A 17644-nucleotide genomic window follows, 5' to 3' on the forward strand; every position below is an offset into this window, starting at 1 on the left:
CTCCACTGTGGAGAACGGGCCCTGACGCATGCTCATAAGAATTCGAGGATCAGAGTTCCAGCAGCTCGGCCAGCCGGCGCCAGCCCTCGCGGGGCAACCCGGGGCGGTCGCTGACCACCTGCAGCGCCAGATGGTCGGCGCCGGCCGCGAGGAACTCCTCGGTCCTGGCCCGGACCGCGTCGGCGTCGCCCCAGGCGAAGAGGGCGTCGATCAGCCGGTCGCTGCCGCCGTCGCCGAAGTCGCTGTCGGCGAAGCCCAGTCGGAGCAGGTTGTCGGTGTAGTTGGGCAGTTCCAGATACCGCGCCAGATAGCCGCGGGCCACCGTGCGGGCCTGGGTCGGATCGGCTTCGAGCACTACCTTCAGCTCGGGCGCCAGCAGCGCGTCGACGCCGAGCGCGGCCCGGGCCTGCGCCGTGTGCTCGGCGGTGACCAGGTAGGGATGGGCCCCCGCGGTCCGCTCACCGGCCAGCCGGAGCATCTTGGGCCCGAGCGCGGCCAGCACCCGCCCGGCGGGCGGCACCGGCGCCGGGGCGGCGTCCAGCGCGTCCAGGTAGGCGACCATCGCCGAGTACGGCCGGTGGTACCGGTCGCCGGCCAGCGGCGCATGGCTGGCGCCGAGGCCGAGCAGGAAGCGGCCGGGGTGGGCCGCGGCCAGCTCGGCGCTCTGCGCGGCGACGTCCGCGGCCTCGTGCTGCCAGATGCTGAGGATGCCGGTGGCGACGGTCAGTGAGCCGGTCGCCCCGATCAGCGCCGCCGCGTGCGCGACCGAGCTGCTGCCGCCGATCCACACCGCGCCGAAGCCGAGCTTCTCCAGCTCCTGGGCTGCCCCGACCACCTCGCCGTCGCCCGCCGAGCCGTCCACCTGCAATGCCGAACTCCAGATTCCGAACCTGCCGAGGGACATGGACCACTCCTGTCAGAAGGTACGAGCGAACAGTTCGCGTACCTGCCGCAACCCCTGCCCCGACGAACGGTATTCCCACCCGCAGCACCTGATCAGGCGTCATATCTTGACAGCGACCAGCCAAGACGCCACTCTTCCCCTACTCCTGCCGTTAGGAAAGTTTCCTAACACATCCTGACGCGTAGGCGCCCCCACACGTCGAGGAGCATCGCCCGTGAGACATGCACCCCTGCGCGCCGCCGCCATCGCCGCCCTGCTGGTCGGCGGCACCTCCGCGCTGACGGCCCCCACCGCCCGCGCGGCCGACAACACCGGCCTGATCGCCGCCTTCACCGTCGCCTCCAGCTGGAACAGCGGCTTCGAGGGCGACTACACCGTCACCAACAAGTCCAACAAGACCGTCACCACCTGGAGCATCACCTTCGACCTGCCCGCGGGCGAGGCCGTCACCAGCTCCTGGAACGGCACGGTCACCCACAGCGGCAGCCACTACACGGTCACCGCCCCGACCTGGGAGGGCCCGCTGGCCTCCGGCGCCGCCGCCCCGGTGGCGGGCATGGACTTCAGCAGCGGCGGAACCGCGATCCCGCCGAACAACTGCCTGATCAACACCAAGTCCTGCGCCGGCTCCCCGGCCGACCTGACCGCCCCGTCCACTCCCACCGGGCTCGCGGTCAAGGCCACCGGGCCGGGCAGCATCTCGCTGGGCTGGAACGCCGCCACCGACAACGTCGGCGTGGTCGGCTACCGGGTCTACGAGGGCAGCAGCGTCATCGCCACCACCACGACGGCCACCACGGCCAAGGTGATCGGCCTGCTGGCCGGCAGCAGCCACAGCTTCACGGTGACCGCGCTCGACGACGCGGGCAATGAGTCGGCGCACTCCGCGGTGCTGACCGGTACGGCCGGCAGCGGGACGGTGCCCGGGATCGCGGCGCCGTTCATCGACCTCGGCGCCTATCCGACCCCGAACCTCACCCAGATCGCCACCACCACCGGTCTGCGCCAGTTCTCGCTGGGCTTCATCACCGCAGGATCCACCGGCTGCGCGGCGAGCTGGTTCAACTCCTTCGACCCCACCGCCGGCTGGGACAAGGCCGACTTCGACTCGCTGCGGGCCCTGGGCGGTGACGTCCGCCCCTCCTTCGGCGGCCAGAACGGCACCGAGCTGGCCCTCGCCTGCACCAGCGTGACGGCCCTCACCGCCCAGTACCAGAAGGTGGTGGACGCCTACGCGCTGGACCGGATCGACTTCGACATCGAGGGCGCCGCGGCGGTGGACCACGCCTCCATCGACCGCCGCTCGGCGGCCGTCGCCGCGGTCCAGGCCGCGCAGGGCGCCAAGGGCCGCGACCTGAAGGTCACGCTCACCCTCCCGGTGCTGCCGACCGGACTGATCGCGGACGGGATCTACGCCCTGACCTCGGCCAAGGCGCACGGCCTCACCGTGGACACCGTCAATGTGATGGCGATGGACTACGGCGACGGCAGCGCGCCCAACCCGTCCGGGAAGATGGGCGCCTACGCGATCCAGGCGGCCCAGGCCACCCGCGCCCAGATCGCCCAGGTCTGGCCGAACCTCACCACCGCGCAGACCTGGGCCATGGTCGGCGTCACCCCGATGCTGGGCGTGAACGACACCTCCAGCGAGGTCTTCAAGGTCGCCGACGCCCAGCAACTGCTCACCTTCGCCCAGCAGAACCACCTCGGTGAGCTGGGCTTCTGGGACGTCACCCGGGACGGCAACGCCTGCAACGGCAGCCTGAACGACTGCACCAACATCACCCAGACGCCGTACCAGTTCTCCAAGCTGTTCGCTGGCTTCGCGGGCTAGTACTCCAGCCGGGCTTCGCTGCTTGACCAGGGGCGATGCAGGCGAACTGGCAGGCGTTCCCCTGGCAGTGGCCCCGCTTCCTACCGGGGCCACTGCCAGGGGCGGTCGTGCCAGCTGACCTGGGTCGGGTCCTGCAGGTCGATGCTCGGGAAAGCGGCCAGCACGGAGTCCTGGAACTCATGCGCGCTCATCGGGCTCCAGCCGACCCCGTCCATCCGCACCAGCCGGTAGCGGCTGTCGGTGTGGAAGGGGCTGACCTCGACCGGGGCTGCTCCGCGCAGGGCGGTGCTTCGCTCGTTCATGTCTGCCACCGTGCCGCACCCACCCCCCGCCCGCGAGCGGGGTTAGCCCACCTGAATCCATGGCTGCGGTTGCGGGGCCCCCGGGGCAGGGGAGGACAATCGGCCAATAGGGGGACATGTCCCTGGAGGCACGGATGAGCATCCAACCGCCTGCCGACCCACCGCCCGGTACCCGACTCGGCTCCTCGCCGAGCCGGAGTCCGTCCCGTTCGGGGCGGCACCGGGCCCCCTCCTCCAGCGGGCCGCATCGGCCCTGGTGGCGCCGTGGCGGCGTACTCGCCTTCGCCGCGGGCGCGGTCACCGCGGCGCTGGTGCTGGCCCTGGTGCTGGCCACCAACCGGCCGGCCAAGCCGCAGCCCGCCGCCGAGCAGCCGGTCGCCCTGCAACCGGTCGAGACCGCGGGGCCCGACCCCTTCCTCCCGGCCCCCGCGCATCCGCGGCCCACCGCCACCACCCGTGGTCCGACCCCCGCCGCGGCCCGGGCGGACACCCGGGCGGAGACCAGAACGGACACCAGAGTGGCCGGCTCCGCCAGCGGGCTGTACGCCGGTACCCAGCAGCTCTCCAGCTGCGGCACGGCGCAGTTGTCGGCCCAGCTCGGCGCCCATCCCGATCAGGCCAGGGCCTGGGCCGGCGCCCAGGGCATCCCGGCCGACTCCATCAACTCCTATCTACGGACGCTGACGCCGGTGGTGCTGCGGCTGGACACCAGGGTGACCAACCACGGCTACCGCGACGGCACGGCCACCACGTACCAGTCCGTGCTGCAGGCCGGCACCGCGGTGCTCATCGACGCCCACGGGGTCCCCCGCACCCGCTGCGCCTGCGGCAACCCCCTGCTGGCGCCCTCCACGGCGAAGGCCGCCGGCTACACGGGCCCGGCCTGGGCCGCCTTCCAGCCGACGGACATCGTGGTGGTGGTCCCGTCGGTGACCCGGGTGACCGCCGTGGTGCTCTTCGACTCCCGGCACAGCTCCTGGTTCGAACGGCCGGTCGGCGGCAGCGGACGGACGGACCGGGCCGTGGCGGCACCGGCCACCCTGGCCCCCTCGATCCCGCCCAGCCCCTCGCACCACCGCTCCCCGTACTCCCCGTACTCCCCCGACTCGACCTGGTCCCCCGGGCCCTCCCCGTCCACGGCCTCCGCGACGCCGACCCACCCGCACTCCCACGCGGTCACGCACCCGCCGACGGCAACACCGACCCCCTCGGCCAGCGCCACCACCACTCCCCCGCCCCGGTTCGCCCCCCACGCGACCACACCCACGCCGACCCCACGCCCTCCACGCCCGCACCGACCTCCACCCCGACCGTCACCGCCACCACACCCCCGTCGACGACGACAACCACAACGCCGCCGCCGCCAACCCCCGAGAGCACCACAACGGCAGCAACACCACCGCCACCCACGAACACGTCCACCCCCTGACCACGCCAACGGGTGGCCGGTCCCCGAGGGACCGGCCACCCGTTGCGCTGTCGTGCGGACTCAGCCGTGGTTGCCGGCGCGACGGCGTGCCGCCAGGCCCAGGCCGCCCAGCGCCAGCACGGCCAGTGCGCCACCCGCGGCCAGCTCCGCGGAGTTGTCGCTGTTGCTGCCGCCGCCGAGACCGGTCTTGACCGCGCCGGTCGGCGTGACGGTCGTGGGCGTGGTGGTCGGGCTGGTGGCAGCCGCCACGGTCAGCGTGGTGGTGCCCGAGGACGAGCCACAGGTGAACTTGACGTCGTACTGGGCGCCAGGCTTGGCGTCGGCGTCGATCGTCGCCGCACCCACGTACTCGCCCTTGGTGCCGGTGGACGGCAGCGTGACGGTGTCGAAGACGCCGGCCGAGGCGGTGGCCGAGGTGGCGTCGCAACCGGACACACCGAGGCCGATGTTGCCGCCGGCCTTCACCGTGGTGGGGTAGATCTTGAACGCGAACGGAGTGACATTGCTCGTGGTCCCGCCACCGTCGGCGGCCTGAGCGATCGGAGCGGCCATCGAGAGGGCCGCGAGGGCAACAGCAGAACCGGCTATCAGGCGTGCAGCGCGCATGAGGAACTACCTCCGAGTTACGGGGGCACCGATCCGCCCCAGTGGGGATCAGGCTCTGCCCTCATCCGACAGGCCGGTTCGGGTACCCGCAGCTCGAAGACAGCGCACGCCGGGAGCGGATTACGCCCCGCCCCGGCCGCGACAGCCCAGTGTTCACCGGACTGCAGCCCCCACGGACGCGGCGTCAGTTCCCTGATCGGACTGCTGCGCCACCTGAGTGACGCCGCGACCGAACAGCAGGCCCGGAGGGCGCCCTGATCAGCGCGCGATGCGGCGGAACAGCGGACGCGGAAGGTGCTGAAGCACCGTCATGACCACCCGCAGGCCTCCCGGCACCCACACCGTCTCGCTGCCCTGGCGCAGCCCGGTGACGATGGCGTCGGCGACAGCGCCGGGGGTGGTGGCCATCGGGGCGGCCGGCATGCCCTCGGTCATCCGGCCCCGGACGAAGCCCGGCCGCACCACCATGACGTGCACCCCTGACCCCTGCAGCGAGTCGCCCAGCCCCTGGGCGAAGGCGTCCAGGCCCGCCTTGGTCGAGCCGTAGACGAAGTTGGCCCGGCGGGCCCGCTGCCCGGCCACCGAGGAGAGCACCACCAGCGAGCCGTGGCCCTGCCGGCGCAGCGCGGCGGCCGAGACCAGGGCGCTGGTCATCGCGCCGACATAGTTGACCTGGGCGACCGCGGCCGCCGCCAGCGGGTGCCGCTCGTCGTGCTGCTGGTCGCCGAGGACGCCGAACGCCAGCAGCACCACGTCGATGTCGCCCTCGGCGAAGACCTTGCCGAGCACGTCCTCATGGGTCTCCACCGCGGCGGCGTCGAAGTCGTGCACGCTGACCAGGGCGCCCAGCGCGGTCAGCTCCTCGGCGGCGGCGCTGAGCGCGGGCGAGGGACGGCCGGCCAGGTGCACCCGGGTGGTGCGTTCGCCGACCAGGCGGCGCGCGGTGGCCAGGGCGATCTCGGAGGAGCCGCCGAGCAGGAGCAGGGACTGGGGCTGGCCCAGGGCGTTCTTCACAGGGGGTCCTCAGGGGGCTCGGGGGGCGGGCGGGGGTCGGCTCGGAAGTCTCGCTCGGAGGTCAGGAGTCTCGGAGTCGGGGGTCTCAGAGGTCGAGTCGGCGGGCGAGGTCGGAGGCGAAGCGCCGGTCCGGGTCGATCCGGGCCCGCAGCTGCCGGAAGTCGTCGAGACGCGGGTACATCCGGGCCAGCGTGTCCGGACGCAGCCGCGCGTCCTTGGCCAGGTAGATCCGGCCGCCCGCCTGCAGCACGTGCTCGTCCAGGGTGTCCAGCAGCTGCCCCAGGCCGGGCAGGGTGGCCGGGATGTCCAGGGCCAGCGTCCAGCCGGGCATCGGGAAGGAGAGCCAGCCCGGGTCGCCGGGGCCGAAGCGCTTGAGCACGGCCAGGAAGGTCGGGCAGCGGTGGCTGCTGATGATCTCGATGATGCGGCGCATCGCCAGGTGCTCGTCCGGCGGCACCACGAACTGGTACTGGACGAAGCCGCCGGGGCCGTAGATGCGGTTCCACTCGGGCAGCCCGTCCAGCGGGTGGAAGAAGGTGGAGATCTTCTGCAGCTGCCCGCGCCGCTCCCGGGGGGCCTTGCGGTACCAGAGGGCGTTGAACGCGGCGACGGTGTGGGTGTTGAGCAGCTGCGAGGGATGCCGCGCGGGACCGCCGGCAGCCGGGGGGTGCGCAGCGCCAGCGGGGCGCGGAGCTGGTGCCGGTCGAGTTCCTCCGGGACGGCGTGGTCGCCGCGGGTGAGCACCGCGCGGCCGGTGGCGGCGCCCCGGGCCAGCAGGTCGATCCAGGCCACCGAGTAGCGGTAGTGGTGGTCGGTGCCCTCCAGACGGGCCATCAGATCGTCCAGGTCGACCGCGCGTTCGGTGTCCACGCTCATCAGCGCGCTCTGCACCGGCAGGAGTTGGATCCGCGCGGAGAGGATGACGCCGGTCAGGCCCATCCCGGACACGGTGGCCCAGAACAGCTCGGGCTCGTCCTCGGCCGTCAGGGTCCGTACCTCGCCGTCCGCCCCGAGCAGCTCCAGGGAGCGGACATGGCGGCCGAAGCTGCCGCTGACGTGGTGGTTCTTGCCGTGGATGTCGGCCGCGACGGCGCCCCCGACGGTGACATAGCGGGTGCCGGGGGTGACCGGGACGAACCAGCCCAGCGGGATCAGGGCCCGCATCAGCGCGTCCAGGCTGACCCCGGCCTCGCAGTCGACCAGGCCGTTCCGGACGTCGATGGAGCGGATCGCGGCCAGCGCGGTCATGTCGAGCACGGTGCCGCCGGCGTTCTGGGCGGCGTCCCCGTAGGAGCGGCCCAGTCCGCGGGCGACCGCCCCGCGGGCGTCCGCCGCGGCCACCGCCTGCGCGGTCTGCGCGGCCGTGGCCGGGGTGCGCAGCCGGGCCCGGGTCGGCGCGGTGCGCCCCCAGCCGGACAGCTCGGTCAAATGGTCGATTCCTGGCATGGGACGCACCGTACCCGCCGACCCGGCGGCCCGCGGCGCCGACACACGCCGGTGTCACCGCAACGGACGCGGGGCCAGGTCACCAGAGGCCAGGCTCAGGGGTGCAGCGCCAGCCCGGTGACGAACAGCAGCAGCCAGACCAGCTCAAGGCAGAGCATCGGCACGTCGCGGATCAGCAGGTCCTCGATGTGCCGGGTGCCGCCGGTCGCGGTCAGCCGGTCGAACCGGACCAGCGCGATCACCATCGGCACGGCCGTGGCCAGGTGCCAGTGGGCGGTCCAGGGGTCGCTCTCGGTGGCGGCCCAGGTGCAGTAGGCCGCGACCATGGCCAGCGCGGTCAGCCGCTGGGCCGTGCGCAGGCCGCCCGGGGTGTAGTGGCGCAGGCTGGGCCGGTGCGCGGCGGCCGGGGCGCCCAGCGAGGTGATCTCGGTGAAACGTTTCGCCAGGACCACCAGCAGCGCCCCCAGGCTGCAGACCACCAGGAACCACCCGGACGGCGGGACCCGGGCCGCACCCGCGCCGCCCACCGCCCGCAGCACGAAGCCCGAGGCCACCAGGAACAGCTCCAGCACCGGCAGGTGCTTGAGCTTGGCGCAGTAGAGAAAGGAGATGGCCAGATAGGCGGCGGCGGCCAGCGACAGCTCGATGCCGGGCGTGAACAGCCCGACCACGGCCGCCAGGGCCACGCACAGGCCGGCCAGCGACACCGCGTGGGTCTCGCTGAGATCCCCGCAGGCCACCGGGCGCAGGCATTTGCGCGGGTGCTGCCGGTCCCGCTCCGCGTCCAGTGCGTCGTTGACGAAGTACACCGCGCTGGACGCCAGGGTGAAGACCACCCCGGCCGCCACCGCCCCGCCCAGCGCCGCACTGCTGCGGCCCAGGGCGGATCCGGTCAGCGGGGCGGCGAACACCAGCAGGTTCTTGGGCCACTGCCGGGGACGGGCGGTGCGCAGCGCGGCCACCGGCAGGCGCCGCCACGCGGGTCGGCGGGCTGCCGCGATGAGCGGGACGGCCAGCGCGGCTTGGCCGGGCTGGGCCGGCGGCTGCAGGCTCACCTCGCGTACACCGCGGTGAAGTCCCGGCTGGTGGGCTCGTAGTAGCGGGCGGCCGGGCGCTCCTGGCCCGGCAGCAGCTTCACCGGGGTGGGGTTCGCCGGGTTCGAGCCCGGCTGGTAGTACATGAACGACATCCAGGCCGGGTTGATGTCCAGCTGCATGGCCTGGGTGCAGCCCGCCCGCTTGAGCAGGTCGGCCAGGGTGTGCACGGACAGGCTCGGCCCGTAGACGTAGACCAGTCGGCCGTCCTTGGTGATGCCCGCGCCGGAGCGCCAGACGAAGTACTTGCCGGCGATGGTCAGGCCCCAGCCGCTCTCGACGTTGTCGTCGACGCTGGCCGGCACCTGCCCGTTGGCGACGATCAGCTTGAGGTTCTGCCGGACGCCGACCACCTGGGGGCTCATCGCCACCCCGTGGTTCCAGGAACCGACCGTGACATGGCCGTCGCGGTAGAAGACCAGGGAAGCGGCCGAGTCGGTCAGGGTGCCGCGGGTGATGCCGTTGAGGAAGAAGCCGCCCTGCGCCTCGTCGACCTTGAAGCCGCCGTTGAAGGTGGCCATCAGGCCGGTGCGGGAGCCGGCCGGGACCGACGGCGGCACGCCCCACTTGTCCGGGCCCGGGTCCAGCTCGCCGGGGTGCAGCTGGAAGCGCAGCAGCCGCTGGTCCATGGACACCGCGCCCGCGACATAGGAGGTGTGCTCGTCGTCCGGGCGGACATAGGCGCCCATCAGCGCGGCGGTGCCGTTCACCCGGCCGAGGACCTGCCAGTTGCCCTCTCCCGCCAGCGGGGTGCCGGCCGGGGTGATCAGCCGGGGCAGCACGATCGGCTGCAGCGCGGGCTTGCCCGCGTTCGGGGCGGCCGCCGCGGCGGCGGAGGGCTGCAGCGCCATCTTGGGCGCGCCGCCGACCTTGGGCGGGTTCGCCTTGTACTGCTCGCTCTCCAGGAAGGTGACCACCGGGCCGAGTTCATGGTCCCGGCCCCACTCGGCCACCCTGGCCGCCACGCTGTCGTCCCCCGGCGCGGTCAGGGCGCCGCCGACGGACCAGGCGAGCCAGCCCAGGAACACCGCGAACACGGCCAGCACCGCCTTGACGCTGCGTCGCGACAGCAGTCGGCGCAGTCGCGACCGCAGTCGGCGCAGACGGCCCGGCCGGGCCTGCGGCGGCTCGACCTCGGGCCCGGACTCGACGGTGACGAGGGTCGGACTACTTGCGCCCGATTCAGGACCCGATGGCGTTCGCACACAAACCTTCTTCCTCGTATTCAACCCGGAATCGGCACGGATATACCGCGGCCGCAACGGGGGGAATGCCCGGCCCGCTCGGAATTGCGGCCGCGAGATTCACGCTAGGTACGAGTCGGCCACCGCGCCTGTTCAGCTAGGCAGTACGGGGTACGGGCCCGGCGTGTCGCCGATCAAGGGCAAGTGCCACGGTTCCGGCGGGCAGTACCAGCGGGTGCGGGACGTCGACCGTCAGCGAGGCCGTGCTGGCGTCGCCGTTGCAGCTCAACGTGATCTCATAGCGTCCCGGCCGGACCTGGGGGTCGATCAGCAGCGTCCTGCCGCGGCCCCCGGTGTCGAGCACGACCGTGTCGAAGGCGTCGGAGAAGGCCTCGGCCGGGACCGGGCAGCCCTGCGCGCGGAGGGTGATGTGGTCACTGGGCTGCACCACCGCGGGTGTCACCTGAAGCACCGGACCGGTGTGCTGAGCTGCCATAACCATCGGGACACCGGCGGCGACAGCGGCGAGCAGAGCCGCGGCCGCCCCCGCCCCGGCCGCACCGCGGGAGAGACGCATCCCCCCAGACAACCGCCGGACCGGCGGCCCGGCGAGCGCACCTGAGCCAAATGGGAGGGCTGGCTTACCCTCCTCAGAGGGGGCGAAACGGACATTTTTGCGGTAGCGAAGGTGACGGTCGCCACAGCCCCACCCCGCCCTACGAGCGGATGTAGTAGGCCGTTTCCGGGCGAATCGGACGCTCCGCACCGAGTCGGCGGGGTCCCGCGGCGGTCTCCGGCCGAGGTCCCGGGATCCGTGCCCGCACTGGTCCGACCCGCCGTCAGCGGACCTCCGCCGGGGCCGGCAACGGGCCTGAATTCCCGGATCCGGCCGATTGCCGGAATTCCGGCCGACTACGTGGGCGGCTAGTAATAAGACCCCTTGGCCGGACTGGATCCGGCGGCTACAAATGACCGAGTCAACCGGTGCCGCAGCACCTGTCCCGCTGCGACCACCGCCATCGGCACTTGGGGGTCACCCCCTTACCGCAAGCGGAGTGCCCGCTGCATCCGACGTAGACCGCGCCCCCTGTCCCGGCGCTGTCCATTCCCCGTCGGAGTGCATACGCCAACCGATTGAGGTCTTTTCTCCCATGCGTACTTTCTCCCCCGTCTGCGTGCTTCCGCTGCCCTGCTCGTCGCCACGGCCGGCCTGGTCTCGATGGGTGCGGTCACCACCGCCGCCCACGCCGCCACCCCGAGCTCCGTGACGATGCAGGCGAACGACTCGCGCGCCGAATCGCTGGCCGAGCAGGCGTTCAACGCCGCCAACTCGGGCGGAACCGTCCAGAGCAACGACTCGCCCAGCACGAGCAGCGACTCGTCCAGCGCCGCCACCAGCACGGACTCCAGCTCCAGCTCGGTGTCCGACGACTCGGCGAGCAGCAGCGCCTCCTACTCGGGTGACGCCCAGTCCATCGCCGCGCAGATCGTGCCCGCCGACCAGCTGGCCTCGTTCGACGAGATCATCTCCCACGAGTCCGGCTGGGACGTGACCGCGACCAACCCCTCCTCCGGCGCCTACGGCCTGCCGCAGTCCCTGCCCGGCGACAAGATGGCCTCGGCCGGCGCCGACTGGCAGACCAACCCCGCCACCCAGATCCGCTGGGCCCTGGACTACATGAACACCACCTACGGCAGCCCCAACCAGGCCTGGGCCTTCTGGCAGGCCAACAGCTGGTACTAAAAACCAGTTGGCACTGAACACCAGTCACACCCGCAGGGGCCCGGCACACCATGTGCCGGGCCCCTGTCGGCGCACACCGGCTCGCGCCGGGCCGGGACGCCGCAAACAATGGGCGTTATGTCTGACACCACCGGCCTGGGCCGCGTCCGCTGCCTACTGCCGGAGGTACTCGGCTTCGCCGTGGCCGGCGCTCTCGCCTACGGCACCGACCTGCTGGTCTTCGCGTCACTGCGGATCTCCTACGGCTGGAACCCGGTCGGGGCCAAGATCGTGTCCGCGACCGCCGCCTGCCTGGTGGCCTACCTGGGCAACCGGCTGGGGCCCTACCGGCACCGCACCCACCGCGGCGGCGCCCGTACCGCGGTCCTGTTCTGCGCACTGCAGCTGGTCGCGGCGCTGGTCCAAGTGGCCTGCCTGCTGACCTCGCACTATGTGCTGGGGTTCACCAGCGCCCGCGCGGACATCTGGGCCGGCAGCGTGATCGGCATGGTCCTCGCCACCGCCCTGCGCTTCTGGGGCACCCGCAGCCTGGTCTTCCGATCAGGACCGCCGAGCACGGAAAGGCCTGCGCCGATGCCGCACCCGACCACCGCCGACCGCCGCCGGTCCCGCCGCGCCCGCCCCGCCCGGGCTCGCCGGGTTCCGCGCAACCGGGCGCTGGCGCTGGTGCTGACCGCGGCTCTCGGCGCGGGGGCCTGGATGCTCTACGACGGCGCGCAGACCGTGCATCCGCCGCAGCCGTCGGCCGCCGATGCCTTCGCCGACCCCGCGGCCGGCGGCCTTCCCGCCGTCCCCGGCGCCACCGCCGGCACGCCCGCCGTCAAGCCGCTGCCGGCCTCGGTGCCGGTGCGGATCAAGATCCCCTCGATCCAGGTCGACGCGCCGGTCACCCTGCTGAACCTGGACAAGACCAATCAGCTGCAGGTCCCCCCGGACACCAACCGCAACCTGGCCGGCTGGTACCAGGGCGGTGCAGCACCTGGCGCGGCCGGGAACGCCATCATGGACGGCCATGTCGACACCAAGCAGGGCCCGGCCGTCTTCTACAACCTGGGCTCGCTGCACAAGGGCAATACCGTCGAGATCGACCGCAAGGACGGCACCGCCGCCCTCTTCAGCGTGGACGCCATCGAGGTCTACGAGAAGAGCGCCTTCCCCTCCAGCCGGGTCTACGGCGCCACCAAGGACCCCCAGCTGCGGCTGATCACCTGCGGCGGCGGCTACCACAAGAACACCGGCTACCTGGGCAATGTCGTCCTCTACGCGCACCTGACCGGCAGCAAGCAGCTCTGATCCACGCAGCTCTGATCCAGCAGGCCCGGCTCCGGGTCGTAGGCCACGGTGAACCACACCCACTTGCCGGCCTCCCCCACCTGGCTGACCCCCCAGCTGCCGGCCAGGTCGTCGACCAGGTCCAGACCGCGGCCGCTCTCGGCGGAAGCGGACTCCTCCTGCGGGCAACGCGACCGCTGCGGACCCGGGGCCCGCGCCGCGGCCGACTCCTTGAGCCGCGGGGTCTGGTCGTAGACCGCGACCGCCACACCGTCCCGGCCGCTCGACGCCGCCACCAGCACGGACTCGCCCCGGCTGTGCCGGACCGCGTTGGCGACGACCTCGGTCACCAGCAGCGCCGTGGTGTCCCGGGCGTCCTCGGCGCCGGGGACCATCGCGGAAACCGCGTGCCGGGCCACCGCGGCCGAGCGGGCCCGGCGCGGCAGGGACAGCAGCAGTGTCTGGTCGATTCGAGCAGTCATCCTGGTCTCCCAGCGGTTGAGTGCGGACGCGGCCCCTCCCGCCCGGTACTTCAACGATTCCCCCACGCCACCGCCCGCAGAGCAGGCCATGGTCCTGTCCCGCCCTGGCCAAGGTCCCGCCGCAGCGGGGCCGAACCGTCATCGGTCTGGGGATGGGAGGGGAGGGGATGGCATAGCGTGCGGGTCATGACCGTCGACTTCTACCGGACCGAACCGACCCCGGCCACCTCCTGGCGGCTGCTCGTGCTGACCGGTTCCCAGTCCCACACCTGCCTGTTCGCCCTCGGTGACGCCCTCCTGGAGTTCGCCGCGGAAGGCCGGACCGAGGTCGGCCCGGCGGAGCTCGCCGACCGCTACGCCATGGGCCTGCTGGGCCGTCCGGGTCCAGCTCCTCAGTCGGCGGCGGACACCCCCGCCGCCGTGGCGGACTTCCTGGCGGTCGCCGCCCGGGAGTCCGCGCCGTCCCTGGCCCAGGGCCACCCCACCGAGGAACTGCGACAGGCCGCCGTCCGCTCGCTGACGGCCCTGGTCCTGCCGAAGTTCCACCAGCTGCGCGGCGGTGCCCCGCTCGAACACCGGTTCTACCAGCTCACCGGCGATCCGGGGGAACCCGGCCTCCGGCTGACGCCCGAGCTGCTGGCGATCGCTGGCGGCGAGCAGGCCGCCGGTCTCCGGGCCGAGCTGGACGCCCGCTGGAGCATCGTCGAGAACTCCTTCGATCCGACGGTCGGCCGCAGCCTCAATGAGCAGGGCCTCGCCGCCGACCTGGCAGCGCTCACCCTCACCGACCGGTCCGGCCGCCGCACGGTGACCGGGATCCACGCGGCGCTGACCGGGTTCCAGTACGGACGCTGCCAGCACTGCGGCGATGTCCTCACCCCCGAGGACGCCACCGCCGTCGACCATGTCCTCCCGCCCGTCCCCGGCCGGCACGGCGCCGACCTGGACGGCGTCTGGAACCTCGCCCCGGTCCACGCGGCCTGCGCCGACGCCCGCGCGGCCCGTATGCCCACCGCCGCCGAGCTGCAGCGGCTGGCCCGACGCAACGAGGCCGTGATGGAGTCCCGGCAGCCGCTGCGCAGCACCCTCCGGCGCGAGCTCAAGCGGGCCCGGCTGGACGGCGAGCACGAGGACCGCTGGCGCACCTTCCTGCTCCAGGTCCTGACCGCGACCCCCCGCTGAGGCCCGCCGCTGCCGTCCGGCGTCCCCTACCGGTGCGCCGCCGACCCCGCGGCCCCGGGCGTGCGGGCGGATCGGATCAGTACCAGGGTGCTCCGGGCCTGGAGTTGCACGCTGCCGTCGGCCTTGATCTCGGTCTCGTCGACCTGGTCCGGTTCCGTGGCCGTGTCCACCGCGACCTGCCAGACCTCGCCGAACCGCGCGGGCGGCAGCCGGAACTCCAAGGACTCGTAGTGGCCGTTCAGCAGGATCAGCAGGGAGTCGTCCAGGACCCGTTCCCCGTGCGGTCCCGGCTCGCTGATGGCGTCGCCGTTGAGGAGGACCGCCACCGCCCTGGCCTCGTCCCAGTGCCAGTTGCTGTCCTGCATCTGCTCGCCGTCCGGGCGGAACCAGACCAGGTCGCCGAGGCCGTCCGGGCCGACCGCGCCGCGGAAGAACCGGCGCCGGCGCAGCACCGGGTGGGCGTGCCGCAGCTGGACCAACCTGCGTGTGAAGTCCAGCAGTTCGCGCCGGGGGCGGTCGAGGTCCCAGTCCACCCAGGACAGTGCGCGGTCCTGGCAGTAGGCGTTGTTGTTGCCCTGCTGGGTGCGGCCGAGTTCGTCGCCGTGGGCGATCATCGGGATGCCCTGGGACAGCAGCAACGTAGTGAGCATATTGCGCTGCTGACGCGCCCTCAGCACCAGCACGTCCTGGTCCTCGGTGTCGCCCTCGGCGCCGCAGTTCCAGGAGCGGTTGCTGCTCTCGCCGTCCCGGCCGTCCTCGCCGTTGGCCTCGTTGTGCTTGTCGTTGTAGGAGACCAGGTCGCGCAGGGTGAATCCGTCGTGCGCGGTGACGAAGTTGATGCTGGCCAGCGGACGCCGCCGGTCGTGCTGGTAGAGGTCGGCGGAGCCGGTCAGCCGGGAGGCGAACTCGGGCAGCGTCGCCTCCTCGCCGCGCCAGAAGTCGCGGACGGTGTCCCGGTACTTGCCGTTCCACTCGGTCCACAGCGGGGGGAAGTTGCCGACCTGGTAGCCGCCGTCGCCGATGTCCCAGGGTTCAGCGATCAGCTTGACCCGGCTGATCACCGGGTCCTGCTGGACCAGGTCGAAGAACGCGGAGAGCTTGTCGACCTCGTGGAACTGCCGGGCCAGCGTGGCGGCGAGGTCGAACCGGAAGCCGTCCACGTGCATCTCGGTGACCCAGTAGCGCAGCGAGTCCATGATCAGCTGCAGCACGCCGGGGTGCCGCATCAGCAGGCTGTTGCCGGTGCCGGTGGTGTCGTAGTAGTGCGCGGCGTCGCCGTCCACCAGCCGGTAGTAGGCGGAGTTGTCGATGCCGCGGAAGGAGAGGGTGGGGCCCTTCTCATTGCCCTCGGCGGTGTGGTTGTAGACCACGTCGAGGATGACCTCGATGCCGGCCGCGTGCAGCGCCTTGACCATCTGCTTGAACTCGGTCACCTGCTGGCCGCGGGTGCCGGTGCTCGCATAGGCGTTGTGCGGGGCGAAGAAGCCGATGGTGTTGTAGCCCCAGTAGTTGGACAGCCCCTGCTCCAACAGGTAGCCGTCCTGGGTGAACTGATGGACCGGCATCAGTTCGATGGCGGTGATCCCCAGCGCGGTCAGGTGCTCGATGATCGCCGGGTGGGCGATCCCGGCGTAGGTCCCCCGGATCTCCTCGGGCAGCGCCGGGTGGGTGCGGGTCAGGCCGCGGACGTGCGCCTCGTAGATCACCGTGTCGTGGTAGGCCCGGTTCGGCGGCCGGTCGTCGCCCCAGTCGAAGGAACTGTCGGTCACCACCGACAGCATGGTGTGGCCGAGACTGTCCAGGGTGTTGAGCCCGCCCTGCTGGTCGAAGCGGTAGCCGTACAGCGACTCGTCGCCGTCCACCTGCCCGTCGATCGCCCTGGCGTAGGGGTCGAGCAGCAGCTTCGCCGGGTTGAACCGGTGCCCGGCGGAGGGATCGTCAGGCCCGTTCACCCGGTAGCCGTAGCGCTGTCCCGGGCCCACCCCGGGCAGGTAGCCGTGCCAGACGAAGCCGTCCACCTCGGTCAGCGCCACCGGCTGCTCGGCGCCGTCGTCGGCGATCAGCGCCAGCTCGACCTGCTCCGCCGCCTCGGAGAACAGTGCGAAGTTGGTACCGGAGCCGTCGTAGTGGGCTCCGAGCGGGTGGGAACGGCCAGGCCATGTCTGCATGCCGCGACGTTACGATGAAGTGATCAAGAAATTGTCCAGCCACGCCCGGGGTAGGGTGCAGGACGTGCCACAGGAATCGCGGGAACCCGGTCGGGAAGACGTACAGCTCGGATCCGCGCTGCCGCCAGGAGTGGACATCTCCTCCGCGCAGGCCGCCCGGATGTACGACTACTACTTGCACGGCAAGGACAACTTCCCGGTCGACCGGGTCGCCGCCGACGAGGCGCTGCGTGCTTTCCCCAGCCTGCGGATCACCGCGCTGGAGAACCGCGCCTTCCTCGGCCGGGCGGTGGAGTACCTGGTCGAGGACGCCGGGATCGACCAGTTCCTGGACATCGGCGCGGGGCTCCCGACCGCCCGCAGCACCCATGAGATCGCCCAGGACCTGCAGCCGCACTCCCGTGTCGTCTACGTCGACCACGACCCGGCCGTGGTGGCCCACGCCCGCTCGCTCGGCGCCGGACGCGCCGAGGGCGCAGCCGTGTACCTGCTCGGGGACCTGCGTGATCCGGGCGCGATCCTGGAGCAGCCGCAGCTCCGGCAGACCCTGGATCTGGACCGCCCGGTGGGGCTGATCCTCAACGCCGTGCTGCACTTCCTGACCGACCAGGACAAGCCCTACCAGGTGGTCCAGCAGCTGCTGGCCGCGCTGGCCCCGGGCAGCTACCTGGAGGTCTCGCACATCACCGCGGACCACGCGCCGGCCGAGGCGGCGGCCCTGGTGGCCACCTACAACCGGGCCGGGATGGGCCTGCAGCAGCGGAGCAGCCAGGAGATCGCGCGCTTCTTCGAGGGCCTGGAGCTGGTCCCGCCCGGCGTGGTCGACGTCTCCCGCTGGCAGGCGGACTTCCTCCCGCAGCCGCGTCCCAGCATCGAGGCCGTCTCCTGCTACGGCGCGGTCGGCCGACTCGGCCGCTGACCGGCGACCGCTGACCGGCGACCGCTGACGGGGGCGGCGCCCGAGCCGACCATTGACAGCTCCT

The 17644-nt window shown here is 72.3% G+C and carries 15 protein-coding genes and 2 pseudogenes; 6 read left to right on the plus strand and 11 right to left on the minus strand.

Annotation, left to right across the window (positions count from 1 at the left end; genetic code table 11):
* Positions 1-49: 49 nt before the first annotated feature.
* Positions 50-904, minus strand: coding sequence for an LLM class F420-dependent oxidoreductase (locus tag ACXKR8_RS08335; protein ID WP_458272252.1), 855 nt, complete (start codon positions 902-904; stop codon positions 50-52).
* 214 nt (positions 905-1118) lie between these two features.
* Here ACXKR8_RS08335 and ACXKR8_RS08340 point away from each other — a divergent pair, with 214 nt between their 5' ends.
* Positions 1119-2738 carry a glycoside hydrolase family 18 protein gene (locus ACXKR8_RS08340; protein WP_458272253.1) on the plus strand — a complete coding sequence of 540 codons (1620 nt, stop codon included), beginning with the start codon at positions 1119-1121 and terminating at the stop codon, positions 2736-2738.
* 80 nt (positions 2739-2818) lie between these two features.
* On the opposite strand, the gene ACXKR8_RS08345 is transcribed toward ACXKR8_RS08340, so the two are convergent.
* Entirely contained in the window at positions 2819-3040 is a 222-nt protein-coding gene (locus tag ACXKR8_RS08345) for a hypothetical protein (protein WP_458272254.1), read from the minus strand.
* Between the two features lie 134 nt (positions 3041-3174).
* Between ACXKR8_RS08345 and ACXKR8_RS08350 the strand changes: the two are divergent.
* Positions 3175-3978, plus strand: a pseudogene (locus ACXKR8_RS08350) (DUF6777 domain-containing protein); the annotation flags it as partial.
* Here ACXKR8_RS08350 and ACXKR8_RS08355 read toward each other — a convergent pair.
* From ACXKR8_RS08355 to ACXKR8_RS08385, 7 genes and pseudogenes are all read right to left on the minus strand, one after another.
* Positions 3909-4307, minus strand: coding sequence for a hypothetical protein (locus ACXKR8_RS08355; RefSeq protein WP_462100778.1), 399 nt, complete (start codon positions 4305-4307; stop codon positions 3909-3911). The pseudogene ACXKR8_RS08350 and the gene ACXKR8_RS08355 overlap by 70 nt on opposite strands.
* 222 nt (positions 4308-4529) lie before the next feature.
* Complete coding sequence (locus ACXKR8_RS08360; RefSeq protein WP_458272256.1) at positions 4530-5075, minus strand: hypothetical protein; 546 nt, start codon at positions 5073-5075, stop codon at positions 4530-4532.
* A 258-nt stretch (positions 5076-5333) separates the two neighbouring features.
* Positions 5334-6089 (minus strand): decaprenylphospho-beta-D-erythro-pentofuranosid-2-ulose 2-reductase, encoded by a 756-nt coding sequence (locus ACXKR8_RS08365; RefSeq protein ID WP_458272257.1) that lies wholly within the window; start codon positions 6087-6089, stop codon positions 5334-5336.
* A gap of 85 nt (positions 6090-6174) precedes the next feature.
* Positions 6175-7535, minus strand: a pseudogene (locus tag ACXKR8_RS08370) (FAD-binding protein).
* Between the two features lie 95 nt (positions 7536-7630).
* Positions 7631-8590, minus strand: a complete 960-nt coding sequence (locus ACXKR8_RS08375) for a decaprenyl-phosphate phosphoribosyltransferase (protein ID WP_458272259.1) — start codon at positions 8588-8590, stop codon at positions 7631-7633.
* On the minus strand, positions 8587-9834 hold the full coding sequence (locus tag ACXKR8_RS08380) for a phosphodiester glycosidase family protein (protein WP_458272260.1): 1248 nt from the start codon (positions 9832-9834) through the stop codon (positions 8587-8589). Before ACXKR8_RS08380 ends, ACXKR8_RS08375 begins: the two co-directional genes overlap by 4 nt.
* Positions 9835-9970: 136 nt before the next feature.
* Positions 9971-10264 carry a hypothetical protein gene (locus ACXKR8_RS08385; protein ID WP_462100405.1) on the minus strand — a complete coding sequence of 98 codons (294 nt, stop codon included), beginning with the start codon at positions 10262-10264 and terminating at the stop codon, positions 9971-9973.
* Between the two features lie 768 nt (positions 10265-11032).
* Here ACXKR8_RS08385 and ACXKR8_RS08390 point away from each other — a divergent pair.
* The gene (locus ACXKR8_RS08390; RefSeq protein WP_462100406.1) at positions 11033-11557 is read left to right on the plus strand and encodes an aggregation-promoting factor C-terminal-like domain-containing protein; all 525 of its coding nucleotides are present in this window, start codon (positions 11033-11035) and stop codon (positions 11555-11557) included.
* 117 nt (positions 11558-11674) lie between these two features.
* Positions 11675-12850: a class F sortase gene (locus ACXKR8_RS08395; RefSeq protein WP_458272263.1), complete on the plus strand. Its 1176-nt coding sequence runs from the start codon at positions 11675-11677 to the stop codon at positions 12848-12850.
* On the opposite strand, the gene ACXKR8_RS08400 is transcribed toward ACXKR8_RS08395, so the two are convergent.
* The gene (locus tag ACXKR8_RS08400) at positions 12817-13311 is read right to left on the minus strand and encodes an ATP-binding protein (protein ID WP_458272264.1); all 495 of its coding nucleotides are present in this window, start codon (positions 13309-13311) and stop codon (positions 12817-12819) included. The two genes, ACXKR8_RS08395 and ACXKR8_RS08400, sit on opposite strands and share 34 nt — an antisense overlap.
* A gap of 186 nt (positions 13312-13497) precedes the next feature.
* On the opposite strand from ACXKR8_RS08400, the gene ACXKR8_RS08405 reads away from it, so the two are divergent.
* Positions 13498-14493 (plus strand): HNH endonuclease, encoded by a 996-nt coding sequence (locus ACXKR8_RS08405; protein ID WP_458272265.1) that lies wholly within the window; start codon positions 13498-13500, stop codon positions 14491-14493.
* A gap of 26 nt (positions 14494-14519) precedes the next feature.
* Here the strand turns inward: ACXKR8_RS08405 and glgX are convergent, their stop codons facing one another.
* A complete protein-coding gene (gene glgX / locus ACXKR8_RS08410; RefSeq protein ID WP_458272266.1) occupies positions 14520-16661 on the minus strand; it encodes a glycogen debranching protein GlgX in 2142 nt (713 codons plus the stop codon).
* Between the two features lie 64 nt (positions 16662-16725).
* Here glgX and ACXKR8_RS08415 point away from each other — a divergent pair, with 64 nt between their 5' ends.
* The gene (locus tag ACXKR8_RS08415; protein ID WP_458272267.1) at positions 16726-17580 is read left to right on the plus strand and encodes an SAM-dependent methyltransferase; all 855 of its coding nucleotides are present in this window, start codon (positions 16726-16728) and stop codon (positions 17578-17580) included.
* The last annotated feature ends 64 nt before the right edge of the window (positions 17581-17644 follow it).

The sequence above is a fragment of the Streptacidiphilus sp. PAMC 29251 genome (assembly GCF_054208735.2).